The organism is Streptococcus chosunensis (genome assembly GCF_003626515.1).
Taxonomy (GTDB): Bacteria; Bacillota; Bacilli; order Lactobacillales; family Streptococcaceae; genus Streptococcus; species Streptococcus chosunensis.
Window position 1 is genome coordinate 77,653 of record NZ_RBCK01000003.1, and the last position, 15,861, is coordinate 93,513.

Here is a 15,861-nt window from a genome sequence, read left to right on the forward strand (position 1 = left end):
CTATCCCTAGAATCTTTTAAAAAGTTGATGTATAATGGGAAGAGTTGTATATTTTGCTATAAATTAATATACTAATTTAAAAATGTAAAAAGAGGGGAATATGAATTTCAAAATTAGTGGAGAAAAAAGACAGAATTTCTCATTAAGAAAATTGGCAGTTGGCCTTGTATCTGTAGCAGTTGCGTGTTTCTTTTTGATGGGAACTGGCCTACAGACTGTATCTGCCCAAGAATCTCATGCCGTTAATTATACTTATGTTTTAGAGTCGGATTTGACTGATGAAGAGAAGACTCTCTTAGTTACATCCCTACCACAAGTAGCGGAAGAAACAGATGCTACCTACTATCTTGTTTATCGAGCAAATCAAGTACTACCCAACACAGGAGCTAGCTCTTCTCTAGGAACTGCTGCCTTAGTGGCAGGCCTTAGTTTATTGATTGTAGTAGTTCTTAAGGGACGTGATGGCAAGAGTAAGATTAGTCGATTCTTGTTAGTAACCGGTCTAGGCAGTCAGTTGCTGTCTCCAACTGTTCTTGCTTTGACTAGCGAGACACTAGCTGCTTATAACACCCAATTATCGGTCCAGGCAGGAGATGCCTTGCCAGCTCCGGTTGATATCCCTGGTTATACATATATTGGATATGTGAAAAATAAAGTAGACGTTGTTAAGCAATCAAATAAACAGAAGGCGCATGACAGCAAGTCTAACTTAGAAAATGTAGGTAGCTCAACGATAGAGGAACAACAAGGAGGAACACCTTCTCCTATAGAGCCTCAACCACAAAAAAACAATGAAACTGTAGTGCAAGCAAAGGGGAGCCAAGAGCCGGGTCATGAGGGTGAGGCTCTAGTCCAAGCAGAGCAACCGTCTTATACAGAACCCATTAGCACTCAAGGTACACAAGAGTCAGGTCATGAGGGTGAGGCTCTAGTCCAAGCAGAGCAACCGTCTTATACAGCCCCAATTAGCACTCAAGGCACCCAAGAGTCAGGTCATGAGGGCGAGGCTCTAGTTCAACCAGTGCAACCAGCCTACACAGCACCAATCAGTACTCAAGGCACCCAAGAGTCAAGTCATGAGGGTGAGGCTCTAGTTCAAGCAGAGCAACCGTCTTATACAGAACCCATTAGCACTCAAGGCACCCAAGAGTCAGGTCATGAGGGCGAGGCTCTAGTTCAACCAGTGCAACCAGCCTACACAGCACCAATCGGTACTCAAGGCACCCAAGAGTCAGGTCATGAAGGTGAGGCTCTAGTTCAACCAGTTCAACCAGCGTATACAGAACCCATTAGCACTCAAGGCACGCAAGAGCCAGGTCATGAGGGTGCTGCCCTGGTTCAACCAGTGCAACCAGCGTACACAGCCCCAATTAGCACCCAAGGTACACAAGAGTCAGGTCATGAAGGCGAATCCCTGGTTCAATCAGAACTACCAGTTTACACAGGTCCTCAGGAGGGAGCTCCAGTTGAGCCAACAGTGCCAGAGTCTACAGAAGTTGTTAGCAGTAAGGGGACCCAAGAAATTGGTCACGAGGGTGAGGCTCTAGTCCAACCAGCACAACCAGCGTACACAGCCCCGGTAGAAGCAAAAGGCACACAAGAGTCAGGTCATGAAGGTGAGGCTCTAGTTCAACCCGTTCAACCAGCGTATACAGATCCAATCAGCACTCAAGGTACCCAAGAGTCGGGTCACGAAGGTGAGGCTGCTGTGGCAGAGGCTCTTCCTGAACTGCCTTTGACAAGTAATCATCGTACAGTAACAGAAACCATTCCTCATGAAACTGAAGAAATTGAAGATGCGACTATCTTAAAAAATCATCGAGAAATTGCTCAGGAAGGAAAAGACGGTTTACGGACAATCGAGTATGAAGATTATCTCGTAGATGGTAAGGTGGAAGCTAGCAAGGAAATCTCACGTACAGAAGTAGAACCAACCAAAGAGATTGTCAAGGTTGGTAGTCTTGTTAAAATCAAACCAACAGTTGAAATTACTAATCTGGTTAAAGATGAGAGCAAAAAAGCAGTAGCAGTCAACTACCGCTTAGATGACCCAACGTCTGCTTTTGTTAAGGCCAAGGCCCAAATTTTTCAAAATGGAACACTGATTAAAGAAGTGAATTTGAAAGATTTATCCGTTCAGCAAACGATTGATGGTTTGGACTACTATACTCCTTATACAATTAAGACTTACTTGACCTATAATCTAGGCCAATCTGATCAGGAAAATACAGAAGTATCAACGAAAGATTTTCAATTAGACTATAAAAAAATTGAAATCAAAGATGTGGATGAAGTGGGGCTCTATGGTAAGGAAGAGGGTCACTACCGTCGTTATCTGAACTTATCAGAAGTACCAAGCGATTTGTCACCTTATTTTGTCAAAATCAAATCAGATAAGATGAAAGAAATGTTGCTACCAGTTAGCTCTATTAAGGAAACAGAGGATGGGAAATACAAGGTAACCGTTGCCTTCAATGAACTGGTTCAAGAGAAAGGTTCAGCATACAAGGATAACTATAGCTTCACAATTGATAAGCAAAAGATTGCCAAGGACGGTGTCTATACTTCATTCAAGAAACTGATTGCTGCCATGCAGGGTAATCTCTCTGGAACCTTTAAACTTGGAGCTGATATGACAGCTGATGAGGTGGCCTTAGCAAAGGGACAAACTAGCTATGTGACAGGAACTTTCACTGGTAATCTTATCGGTGCGAGTGACGGGAAGCCGTTTGCGATTTATGACCTTAAGACAGCCTTGTTTGATAATTTGACTAAGGCTACTGTGAAAGATATTGACCTTAAAGCGGTAGCCATTAAGAGTCAAGAAGACACAGCCAGCCTAGCCAAAGTGGCCACTAACAGCCAGATTAGTAATGTAGCTGTAGAAGGTCAATTGACAGGTAGCAAGTCAGTGGCAGGTTTGGTAGCGAAGGCTCAAGATACAGAGATAAGCAATAGTTCCTTTACAGGTAGCATTCAGGCCAAGCATACGGATGCTTCTCCTTACTATGTGGGAGGTATAGCAGGGCTCCTATCTGGTAATAAGGCTAAGATTGATAAGGTAGCCGTTGATGCAAATATTTCTAGTAATGCCCGCAACAATGACCAATTTGCTGGAGGTATTGTAGGGAAAGTTCAAAGTGGTGCTTTGGTTTCTCATGCACTAGCAAGTGGAACCATCCTCAATACGACAACCTATCCACGTGTCGGAGGTATAGCTGGCTCTACATGGCAAAATGGCCGTATCCATCATGTCGTTAGCATGGTTAATACTGGAGATGGTTATGGCATCACAGGAGACCAATATAAGGGAGCGGACATCAAAGATGCCAGCACTGCTGTTGAGAACAAGAAGGCTGATCTCTATGCGACCCCAATCACCCAAGACCAGGCCAGAGAAAAAGTTCAGTCTTATGGTATGACAGTGACGCTAGACGACACAGGTCAAACACTCAAAGATAATCAGCGCAGTGTGGACTATACTCAGTTAAGCCAAGGTCAAGCTAGTCGAAAAGTTGCTTATCACAATATTGAGAGATTGATGCCTTTCTATAATAAAGAGCTAGTGGTTCACTATGGAAATCAAGTTGATCCTACTGATAAGCTTTATACTACAGAACTGCTGGATGTTGTACCAATGAAGGACAATGACATCATCACAGATATTCAGGCCAATAAAGCAGCAATCAATAAGCTTATGTTGCATTTTGCTGATAATACAATCAGCTATCTGGACGTCACTTACAAAGATGACTTCAAAAATACACAAATTGCAGAGTACAGCGTAGCAGGTAAAAACTTTATCTTTACGCCAGAGGCCTTTCTATCTGATTATACGAAAGTGACCAATCAAGTCCTAGCAGATTTGCAAGGGGTCGAATATGACTCGGCAGCCATGAAAAAAGTCCTTGGCATTGAGGCAGATACTTCACTTGATCCGCTATATTTGGATAAAGAATTCAAAAAAGTTAAGGCTAATATCGGCGAACATCTCCGTAAAGTGCTAGCCATGGACAAGTCTATCAATACGATGGGAGATAGTATAGCAACCTACATCAGCGAAAAAATCAAGAACAACAAGGAAGCCTTCTTGCTTGGTTTGACCTACCTCAATCGCTGGTACAATATCAACTACGATCACATCAACACCAAGGACCTCAATACCTATAAGTTTGACTTTGATGGTAATAGCACAGCTTCAACCCTGGATACCATCATTGCCCTAGGTCAGAGTGGTATGGAAAATCTCAAGGCATCAAATAATACAAGTGCCTATGAAACAACCCTGGCCCCTGCAAAAGGTCGCAAGACAGTGACGGATTTACTAGAGTCTTACAGAAAACTCTTCCTACCAACTAAAACCAATAATGAATGGTTGAAGACGAATACCAAGGCCTATATCGTAGAGAGTAAATCAGCGATTCCAGAAGTGCGTGCCAAACAAGAGTCAGCAACACCGGATAGTAAATATACACTGGGAGTCTATGACCGTATTACGGCGCCAAGTTGGAAATTAAAAAACATGCTCCTACCGATATTGACATTGCCAGAAGAGGATGTTTATGTGATTTCAAACCTTTCTACCTTGGCCTTTGGTGGCTACGAACGCTACCGTGATCGTGTCAATAATATAGTCTTATCAGGAGAAGAATTGCGTCAGTATGTCCGTGGCAAGGTCGACCAGTCGGCTGAATGGCAACGAGACCACTATGATATCTGGTATCATCTCCTTTCACCAGAATACAAAGAGAAACTCTTCCGCTCAGTCATGGTTTCAGATGGCTTTGGTATGAAAGATAGCAATAGTAATTATTACTGGGCTACCCTGTCTGATAAGGCCATTGATTCTATCTACAACTTCTTTGGACCAACTGGTAAGTGGTATGGGGAAAGTAAAGGAGCCGGGGCCTATGCCAACGGTTCTGAGGTCCACTATGTCAGCGACCGCTTGTTGGATAAATACGGAACATCAGTCTATACCCATGAAATGGTTCATAATTCTGATGGACATATTTACTTTGAAGGTAAAGGTCGTCGTGAAGGATTGGGAGCAGAGTTGTATGCCTTAGGACTGTTGCAATCTGCTGACAGTCTAGATAAGGATGCTATTGTCTTGAATACTCTCTATAAAGGGGATAAGAATTCACCAACTCGCTTGCATACTTATGATCCGACAAGCCGCTTCACATCAGCTGCAGCATTGCAAGAGTATGTACACGGTATGTACGATGTCTTGTATACCTTGGACGCTATGGAAGCCAATGCCATTCTAACTAAGTCTAATGATATTAAGAAAAAATGGTTTAGAAAAATAGAGAATTTCTACATTGAGGACAAGTACCATAAACAAACTCATGCTGGAAACTCTGTTCGCCCATTGACAGATGATGAAGTAAGTAAACTAACTAGTCTGGATGCCTTGATTGACAATGATATCATCAACCGTCGAGCTTACCGTGATAAGAGTAACTATACTCGTAATGGCTATCATCTTATCAGCATGTTCTCACCGATTTATGCTGCCCTCAGCAATCCAAAGGGTGCGCCTGGTGATATCATGTTTAGAAAGACAGCCTACGAATTGTTGGCAGCAAAAGGTTATCAAGATGGGTTCTTACCATATGTATCCAATCAATATGCAGAAGAAGCTAAACGCAATGGGGATATTACCTATTCAGATTGGCTTAGGAAAGATGTGGGACTCATTACTGATAGCCTCGTCTTGAAAAATGTCTTTGCCAACCAATACGCTTCATGGTCTGATTTCAAGAAGGATATGTTTAATAAACGTATTCGTAAGCAAGATCAGTTGAAACCAATTACCATTCAGTATGAACTTGGTGTACCAAACAGTAGCAAGGAAATTACAATTCGTTCAGCTGCTCAAATGCAAGAACTCATCGATCAAGCAGTGGCGAAAGATGTGGCTAACATTGACCGTACGACAAGCCATGCTCCTGCAAGTTGGGTACACTTGTTAAAACAAAAAATCTACAATGCCTACCTGCGTAGCACAGATGATTTCAGAGAATCGATTTATAAATCATAAGAAAACTCCCTCAAGCTATCCTGTCTAAGTCAGTCTATCTTGCAGATGGTCGGTCTTTGTGATAGAATAGCATAAAGTCCTTTTGAGGGGGAACTTGCTAGGAAATCCCCAAGCATTGTAACGGATGAACCACCCTCGCCTTTTTGTGAGGGTGGTTTTTCGTTTGTAAGTAGAAAATAAGAGAGAAAGAGTCTACATCATGTCGAGAATTGTCACCATTCATCCAGTCAAGGAAATCCATCGCTATGGCTTTGAGAGTACCCAGGTCTATCGAGCCCGTATCGCACGACATCTAGGCTTAGACTACGTCCACCTCATGTCAAGTCCCCAGCTACGATCTGATTGGAAGAAAGACTTGATCAAGTTAGGATTTTTAGAAAAGGAATTGCTCTGTGTTCCGCATAGTTTTTCAGATATAGGCCATGTAGACTTATCAGTGAAGCCAGAAAGTTTAACGCTAGCAGCTGGTGATCAGGTTGAACTCAATGAGGATGGTTTTGTAGCCTCAGTTACCCTAGGAGATGGCTCGGGGAGATATTACTATACCAAGGGGCCCTTCTTGTTTGAAGATTTTAAGGAGAAGGAACTTCGTTGGTATCATGAAAATGGAGAACTGGCCCTGGAAGGACGCTTTATCAATCCCTTTAAAGAACCCTCTCCTGTAACCATCTTTTATCCAGAGTATATCTACCGCATAGGAGGAGAAATCCGTTCTGAAGAGGACTTGCTGGTCAAGTTCCTAGCCAGATGGGCCCAGCAAACCGACCTCTTCATTCGTGACCAACAAATCGTTCCCAAACCCAGCCTCTGGCGTTACATGGAAAACACGGATAAAAATTACTATGAAGTCGTCCATGAAAATGTCATGCGAGACTTACGCCTCGCCAATCTGCGCAAGACAAACAAATATCTAGTTGCTAGTGAAGTGTTGACTGATACTTTGGCGAAACAAGGGTATGACACCAAGTTTTTACCACCAATGTTTACAGAAAAATTAGGTCAGCTAAGAAAAATCGGACCTGTTTTGGACTATTGCTTGGTGGGTCATATGGGAGAAGGCAAGAACGTTGAACTTGTCATTGAAGCCTTTATCGAACTCTACAAACGTGGCTCCAAGGCCCAGATTACCTTTTATGGTGGCTCAGAGGAACGTCTAGCAGAATTACAGAATCAATATGATCTTCCGCCAACCATTCATTTTAAAGGTATCGTTAACGAAGTGCCTTATCATCTGCACCAATGCTATCTGTCTGCAAGTTACACAGAATTATTTGCCAATGCCTGTGTCGAAGCCCTCAATCGAGGTTTGCTGGCTTTGTTATCAGATGTGGAGATTGCCCATCGTTTTTATGCTGGCCAGTCCAACGCTATCAACTTGTTTAAAACTAAATCAGAGTTGATTCAAAAGATAGAAGAGATGGAAGAGCCTGATTTTTATCTATCGAATGAAAAAAATCTAGCCTTAGCCTCTCGCTATTCTCTGGAACAAGTAGCTCAACTATACAGAGAACTATTGGATAGAAAGTTCTAGCCTGTTTTCTTTGCTTGGGTTAGGAAAAGCTCATACTATAGGAGAGGGACTACTTTCAGTTTTGGTATCAAAAGGAAGAATCTATGAATGTAAAACGAAAACCCATAGCCGTCATTTTGATTCGTTCGGGTTCACGCGGCTTAGTGGATAAAAATATCAAACCGCTTGCAGGCAAACCCTTGGTTTTCTACACCATAGAAGTCGCCTTAGCCTCCAAGTTATTTAGTGACATCTGGGTTTCCTCAGACTCACTAGCCTATCTAGAACTCTGTCGACAAGCCTATCCAGAGATTCGTTGTGTCCACAGACCAAAAGAATTGGCCCTATCAACAACCTCTAGTTTAGAAACCTTACGAGACTTTTTACAGCCCTTTGAGGAAGAGCAGGTCTTTGTGAATCTACAGGTGACCTCACCCTTGAGAGAGGTGGAGCATCTTATCGAGTCCTACCAGCTCTACTGTCAGTCTGGCGCCGACCATTTGATTTCCTGTGTTAAGGCGGACAAGAGTCGTAGTCTTTTCTTGAAGTTTGCGGAGTCGTCATTTATCCGTCCTCCTCAGGTTTCCAAGCACTATGCTCGGCAAAAAGAGCCTGTCTATTACTATCCCAACGGTAGTATCTGGATTTCTCGCAAGGATCTTTACCTACGAGATGAGACCTTTTATACTGATAAGACAGTAGCCTATGAAATGCCCAAACTCTATTCTTATGATATCGACGATGCCTTGGACTTTGAAGTCGTTGAGACCTTGCTGCACCATCACCACCTAGGAGAATCAAAGAGATGAAACACCTCATCATTGCGACAACACCCTTGCAGTCCAAGATTGCACAGCATATCAAGAGACTCTATCCTGATCAGGACTTTGTCAGTCTTTATGTCAGTCCTGTCAAAAATGCTCGTCAGGAGCATTATGCTAAGGATTTTGACCATATTCACTATCCTCAGACGGCAGAGGACTTGGTTCAGATTTGTCAGGAGCTAGCTGGCGACTATGACACCATTTTTTATGCTAGTTTTGACAATAGCTTGATTCTGGACTTGGTTGCTAGCTCTACTTACCAACACCTTATGAGTTTCGATGATGGCTATGCGGATATTTACCCCTTGGGTATGTATGCTTGGCCTCTCCAACCAAGTCAGGTGGGCTCTTTGGGCTTGACCAGAGATGACTTGATTGAGCGGACGGAAAAGCACTATACCCTCTATCGCAGTGATTACCATGTCGTGGCTAGAGAAAAGCTAGTATATCTGGAGCATTTTTTTGACCTGCCACAAGCACCCGTTTCAAATGGCAAGACAGTCAAGGTTCTGCTGGGGCAAAAGTTCTCTGAAGAGGACGATCAGATCTCCATCCGCTTTATCAGTACCTATGCCAAGGCCTTGGCCATTGACCTCTATCTACCCCATCCCAAGGAAACCTTCACTATCCCTGATGTGACCTACTTGGAGACGGAGCTGATCTTTGAAGATGTCCTAGCCCAACTCTTTCAAGAATACGAGTTCGTTCATGTCTATCATTTTACCTCATCAGTCAGCCTGCACTTGAAAGACCTTCCCCATGTGACCATTACAGGCATTTCCCTCCCCTACTATGAGGACCGTCAAAAAGAATTGCGACGCTTGGGCTGTCAGTTTGAAAGGGTTTCACTTGGCTGGTAGCATAAATGTATATTTTAAAATATGTAAATCCATACGCTATATGGATTTTTTATATATAAATATAGCAAAAAACTATAGTTTGAATGATCAAAAAGTATTCAAATTCCTTGTATAAGAGGTTTTAAAGTGTTAAAATTAAGTGTCTAATTTTGAAGTTTTCAAGCAAGTATTAGCATAATAACAGCTTAAAAATAAAAATTATACAATAAAAAAAGGATGATGAAGATGTTTATAAATAAAAAAGAAAAATTTTCCATTCGTAAGTTTAAAGACGGTCGTTCAGACTCAGTCAAAATCGGTACAGTCGGTCTGATTGTCGGTGCAGCCCTTGCAATGGCAGGACAACCCCATATTGCAGAAGCAGCGATGACAGAAAACAGCGACAACACAACAACGATCTCAAATGATAAGGGGTCAGTAATTGTAGATACAGCTAATATTGAGAACCCAGATGCAGGTAGGGCATTTTCAACTGATCCAACTGCAGAGGGAACAAATACAATTACTAAAACTGGAAAAGTAGACTACAAATATGTAACTGCTGAGGGTAATACTGTATTAGAAGAAAACAAAAACCAAAACTCTGGTGCTGATAAAACGATTGAAACACCATACGATGTATACGGTAAATCAGGAGAAGTTTTCAAAGGAACTACAGGTGGTGATGCAGAAGCTAGCGACCTAAACGACGCTAAAGAAAATGGTAAGAAAGAAACAATCGAAAAAGATGGGAAGACTTACCACCTAATCGGAGAACCTAAGGTTGAAACTACTGGAAACGGTGGAGGAGTGTACTCTGACACAACTCTAGGTGATGTAACTGCGAAATTGACTCCAGAAGGGTTAAGTAACGCAGAAGGTAAAATCACTTATGATACTGTAAAACCTGGTGGAAAAGCTTGGATTGTTGAACAAACAGGAAAAGGAACATATGGTAAATATGTACAAGCTGATTCAGGTGCGATCACTTCTGATGCTAAGATGATAGAAGCTTTCAAAGCTGGAGAAGCAACAGCAAAAAACTTCACTTCAGCTAACGTAACAGCTGATGGTGGAATCAAAGAAGGTGATTATGTTTTCGTCCTTGAGAAAAATACCTATGTAACAGCTAAAACTGAGAGTTTCTCTTTAACAGCACAGATACAATTGTCATCTAGTGATAATGTAGCAGATGATAAAGATGGAACTGGGGCTACTTTAAATAGAACATATGCAATGGTACAAAACTTTAAAGCGGCTCCAGATACTTTAACAGGAGAAGCAAACAAAACTCTTGTAAAAAACTATCTTGCATATCTTCAAGAAAAAGGATTTGAAGATAACCTCCTTAATTTCAAACGATATATTACTTTAGGAATGGCGGCAAAAACTGGTGGTCCTCTGGAGATTAGTGCTGATAAGGGAGATCAAGTTGATGATAAAGGAAGACCTACAAGTGATATAACAGCTGATATAGCAAGCGTTACTGATCAAGAAACAAGTACTTTAGAAGATAGTAGTGATTTTCTTCTTAAATTTTCTGATCCTTCGCCGGAAGTTGAAGAGTATTCTTACCGTGACGAAATCACTCCTCTTCGTGCATACCGTTTAGCAAGTGGTACTACAACAATCACTTACACTTATGCAGAAGAAAAAACTCGTGAAATCGAGAAAAAAGGTTCTGTAGTCGTTAACTACCAAACAGAAGACGGAACAGAATTAAAATCTCCTTACACTGATACTCCTGAAACAGTAGCTGAAGTAGTAACTGAGAAATACTATGTTGATGCTGATGGGAATGATGTAATTGTAAGTAGTACTACAGCTTCTAAAAACGTACCTTACAACACTAAAGAAAATGAAACTGAAAAACCTCAAAAACTTACAGATGCACAAGGAAATGTTTACTACCTAAACGAAGCAAACACAATGACATCTGTAAATGGTACAGAAACTACATCACCAGCTGAAACAGGAACAGTAGTAGAAGGTGTTACAAAAGTAACTTACATCTATGAAAAAGCTGGATCAGTAATCGTTAACTACAAAACTGAAGATGGAACTCCACTTGCAGGAACAGTAGTAGACGAAGATGGAGCTGGTAAAACTGTAGAATCAGGTGCAAAAGACATTGATAATGGTAAACCAGGTACAGCTTATAACACTGCCGATAACGGAATGAAACCAACTCGTATTAAAACTGCAGAAGGCAAAGTATACGAATTAGTTCCAGACTTAACTGAAGGTGAAGAAACAGGTGAGGTTGAATCAGGAACAACTAAAGAAGTAACCTACGTTTACAAAGAAGTTAAAGGTAATGTAGTTGTTAAGTACGAAGATACTGAAGGTAACACACTTGCTGATGACGAAAAAGATGAAACAGATGCTTCTCTAAATGTTAAATACGATACAGCTGACCACAAAAAAGAATCTATCGAGAAAGATGGTGTTAAATATTACTTAACAGCTAAAGAACTGAAAGATGGTTCTAAACCAGCTACTGGAGACGTAGTAGAAGGAACAACTACAGTAACTTACGTTTACGAAAAAGCTGGATCAGTAATCGTTAACTACCAAACAGAAGACGGAACTCCATTAACAGGTACTGCAGATGGTGCAAATGTAGCTTCAGGTGCTAAAGACACTACAGACGCTAAAGCAGGAACTGACTACAACACTGCAGACAACGGAATGAAACCAAACCGTATTACAACTGCAGAAGGTAAAGTATACGAATTAGTACCAACAGCAACTAAAGGTGAAGAAACTGGTAAAGTTGTTGCAGGTGAAACGAAAGAAGTAACCTACGTTTATAAAGAAGTAAAAGGTAATGTTGTCGTTAAGTATGAAGATACTGAAGGTAACGTAATCGCAGAAGACGAAAAAGACGAAACAGATGCTTCTCTAAACGTTAAATACGACACAGCAGACCACAAAAAAGCTGAAATCACCAAAGACGGTGTTAAATACTACCTAACAGCTAAAGAATTGAAAGATGATTCTAAACCAGCCACTGGAGACGTAGTAGAAGGAACAACTACAGTAACTTATGTTTATGAAAAAGCTGGACAAGTAGTCGTTAACTATCAAACAGAAGATGGAACTCCATTAGTAGGTGTTGACCCAGCTGGTGCAAATGTAGCTTCAGGTGCTAAAGACACTGTAGATGGAAAACCAGGATCAGATTATGATACTTCTGATAACGGAATGAAACCAGCTCGTATCACAACTGCAGAAGGCAAAGTATACGAATTAGTACCAACAGCAACTAAAGGTGAAGAAACTGGTAAAGTTGTTGCTGGAGAAACTAAAGAAGTAACATACGTTTATAAAGAAGTAACTGGTGATGTAGTAGTTCACTATGTTGACACAGAAGGTAACAAAATCGCAGCTGATAAAGACGACCTTAAAGGTGCATCTCTAAGCGAAAAATATGATACTGCTGTTGATAACAAACCAGAAAAAATCACTGCAGAAGACGGAACTGTATACTACATTACAAAAGCTGGTCTTAAAGATGATTCTAAACCAGAAACTGGAAACGTAGTTGAAGGTAAAACTGATGTAACTTACGTTTATGAAAAAGCTGGATCAGTAATCGTTAATTACCAAACAGAAGACGGAACTCCATTAGTAGGAACTGCAGACGGTAAAGATATTGCTTCAGGTGCTAAAGATACTGACAATGGAAAACCAGGTTCTGAATACAACACTGCAGATAACGGAATGAAACCAACTCGTATCACAACTGCAGAAGGAAAAGTATACGAACTAGTCCCAGCATCAACTAAAGGTGATGAAACAGGTACTGTAGAATCAGGTCAAACTAAAGAAGTAACATACATTTATAAAGAAGTAAAAGGTAATGTAGTAGTTCACTATACAGATGAGGCAGGAAACAAAATTGCTGAAGATGCTAAAGATACAACAGATGGATCAATTAGCACACCATATGATACTTCTGATAACGGAATGAAACCAGAACGTATTACGACTCCAGAAGGCAAAGTTTACCAATTAGTACCAACAGCAACTCAAGGTGCTGAAACTGGTAAGGTTACTGAAGGAACTACAGAAGTAACCTATGTTTATAAAGAAGTAACTGGAGATGTAGTCGTTCACTACGTTGATACAGAAGGTAACGTAATTGCGGAAGATAAAGAAGATACGAAAGGTGCTTCTCTAAACGCTAAATACGATACAACTGACAACAAACCAGAGAAAATCGAAAAAGACGGAACTGTTTACTACTTAACAGAAAAAGCTCTTAAAGATGACTCTAAACCAGAAAACGGAGACGTAGTAGAAGGTAAAACAGAAGTAACATACGTTTACGAAAAAGCTGGACAAGTAGTCGTTCATTACACTGACGAAAAAGGTAACACTATTCAAGCAGATGCTGTTGATACAAAAGACGGTAAACCAAACTCAGACTACAACACTGCTGATAACGGAATGAAACCAAACCGTATCACTACTCCAGAAGGTAAAGTATACGAATTAATCCCTCAGTCAACTAAAGGTGATGAAACAGGTAAAGTTAAAGCTGGAGAAACGACAGAAGTAACTTACGTCTACAAAGAAATCACTGGTAATGTCGTCGTTCACTACGTTGATACAGAAGGAAACACACTTGCTGAAGATACGAAAGATGTAGAAAATGGATCACTAAGTGAGAAATATGACACAACTGACAACAAACCAGCTAAACTTGAAAAAGCTGGACAAGTTTACTACTTGACAGCTAAAGAATTGAAAGACGGTTCTAAGCCAGAAAACGGTGCTGTTGTAGAAGGAACTACAGAAATCACTTATGTATACGAAAAAGCAGGAAACGTTCTTGTTCATTACGTAGACGAAGCTGGAAACACTCTTCAAGCAGATGCTGTTGATACAAAAGATGGTCAACCAGGAGCTAAATACGATACTTCTGATAACGATATGAAACCAACTCGTATCACTACTCCAGAAGGAAAAGTATATGAACTCGTACCAGCATCAACTAAAGGTAACGAAACTGGTGATGTTGAAGCAGGTAAGACTACAGAAGTAACATATATCTACAAAGAAGTGAAAGGAAACGTCGTCGTTCACTATGTAGACGAAGCTGGAAACACAATCGCAGAAGACATTAAAGATACGACTGATGGATCTGTAAGCTCAGCATATGACACAAGTGACAACAAACCAGCTACAATCACTACAAAAGATGGTAAAGTATATGTACTTGTACCAACTTCAACTAAGGGTGAAGAGTCTGGTAAAGTAACAGAAGGAACAACAGAAGTTACTTACGTTTATAAAGAAGTAACTGGAGATGTAGTAGTTCACTACGTTGACACAGAAGGTAACGTGATTGCTGAAGATAAAGAAGATACTAAAGGTGCTTCTCTAAACGCTAAATACGATACAACTGACAATAAACCAGCAACAATCGAAAAAGATGGTGTTAAATATTACTTAACAGAAAAAGCTGTTAAAGACGATTCTAAACCTGAAACAGGAGATGTAGTAGAAGGTAAAACTGAAGTAACTTACGTTTACGAAAAAGCAGGACAAGTAGTAGTTCACTATGTAGACGAAGCTGGAAACACAATCCAAACTGACGCTGTTGATACCAAAGACGGTAAACCAGGAGCTGCTTACAACACTACTGATAATGATATGAAACCAACTCGTATTACAACTGCAGAAGGAAGAGTATACGAATTAGTACCAGCATCAACTAAAGGTAACGAAAACGGAAGTGTTGAAGCAGGTAAAACAACAGAAGTAACATATGTGTACAAAGAAATTAAAGGAAACGTAGTCGTTCATTATGTAGACGAAGCGGGTAACACAATCGCAGAAGACGTTAAAGATACTACAGACGGATCAGTAAGCTCAGCATATGACACAACTGACAACAAACCAGCTACAATCACTACGAAAGATGGAAAACTATACGTATTAGTACCAACTTCAACTAAAGGTGATGAAAATGGTAAAGTAACAGAAGGAACAACAGAAGTAACTTACGTTTATAAAGAAGTCAAAGAAGGTACTACAAATGGAGGCTCACTCACTCCATCTCAACCAGGTTCTCCATCAACACCTTCAACAAACCCAACAAGTCCGGTGAAACCGACAGACCCAAGTCAACCAACAACACCGGCTAACCCAGCAACCCCAGCAACCCCAGCTGCCCCAGCTAACCCAGCAACCCCGGTTGCTCCGGCTAATCCAACTAACCCAACAACACCGGCTAACCCAGCAACTCCAACGATGCCATCAGCACCAGTAAATGGTAAAGCACCACAAGCTCCAGTAGCTCCATCAGAAGCTAAAGGACAAGCTGAACTTCCTAATACTGGTACAGAAGACCATGCTAGCCTAGCAGCACTTGGACTTTTAGGTGTCTTGAGCGGATTTGGGCTTGTTGCTCGTAAGAAAAAAGAAGACTAAATTTAATTAGATTTTCTGATAAGAATAAGGAGTAGGATATCATATCCGCTCCTTTTTCTATGTAAATATGAGGTAATTTTTAATCTTTTTTGAAAGTTGTTAATCATATTTCTGAAGCTATTAATTATCTTTGCTTTTTTATATATCAACATCGATTAAAATATCGAATTGCTTGACATAGTGAATAGATAGAGT

General features: G+C 40.8%; 5 protein-coding genes. All 5 read left to right on the plus strand.

Annotated elements, in window-relative coordinates; translation table 11 throughout:
• Positions 1–100: 100 nt before the first annotated feature.
• The 5 genes from D7D54_RS08580 (at position 101) to D7D54_RS08600 (ending at position 15,666) form a co-directional block, all read left to right on the plus strand.
• Positions 101–6,049: a ZmpA/ZmpB/ZmpC family metallo-endopeptidase gene (locus D7D54_RS08580; protein WP_120719237.1), complete on the plus strand. Its 5,949-nt coding sequence runs from the start codon at positions 101–103 to the stop codon at positions 6,047–6,049.
• 199 nt (positions 6,050–6,248) lie between these two features.
• The gene (locus tag D7D54_RS08585) at positions 6,249–7,580 is read left to right on the plus strand and encodes a glycosyltransferase (RefSeq protein WP_120719238.1); all 1,332 of its coding nucleotides are present in this window, start codon (positions 6,249–6,251) and stop codon (positions 7,578–7,580) included.
• Between the two features lie 83 nt (positions 7,581–7,663).
• Positions 7,664–8,368, plus strand: a complete 705-nt coding sequence (locus D7D54_RS08590) for an acylneuraminate cytidylyltransferase family protein (RefSeq protein WP_120719239.1) — start codon at positions 7,664–7,666, stop codon at positions 8,366–8,368.
• Positions 8,365–9,243: a glycosyltransferase family 52 gene (locus D7D54_RS08595; RefSeq protein WP_020902280.1), complete on the plus strand. Its 879-nt coding sequence runs from the start codon at positions 8,365–8,367 to the stop codon at positions 9,241–9,243. The genes D7D54_RS08590 and D7D54_RS08595 overlap by 4 nt, the downstream gene beginning before the upstream one ends.
• 225 nt (positions 9,244–9,468) lie before the next feature.
• A complete protein-coding gene (locus D7D54_RS08600; protein WP_120719240.1) occupies positions 9,469–15,666 on the plus strand; it encodes a MucBP domain-containing protein in 6,198 nt (2,065 codons plus the stop codon).
• Positions 15,667–15,861: the final 195 nt, after the last annotated feature.

Bases quoted from the DNA above. Each gene is read 5' to 3' on its own strand.
- D7D54_RS08580 (WP_120719237.1), top strand. From the start codon at position 101: ATGAATTTCAAAATTAGTGGAGAAAAAAGACAGAATTTCTCATTAAGA.
- D7D54_RS08585 (WP_120719238.1), top strand. From the start codon at position 6,249: ATGTCGAGAATTGTCACCATTCATCCAGTCAAGGAAATCCATCGCTAT.
- D7D54_RS08590 (WP_120719239.1), top strand. From the start codon at position 7,664: ATGAATGTAAAACGAAAACCCATAGCCGTCATTTTGATTCGTTCGGGT.
- D7D54_RS08595 (WP_020902280.1), top strand. From the start codon at position 8,365: ATGAAACACCTCATCATTGCGACAACACCCTTGCAGTCCAAGATTGCA.
- D7D54_RS08600 (WP_120719240.1), top strand. From the start codon at position 9,469: ATGTTTATAAATAAAAAAGAAAAATTTTCCATTCGTAAGTTTAAAGAC.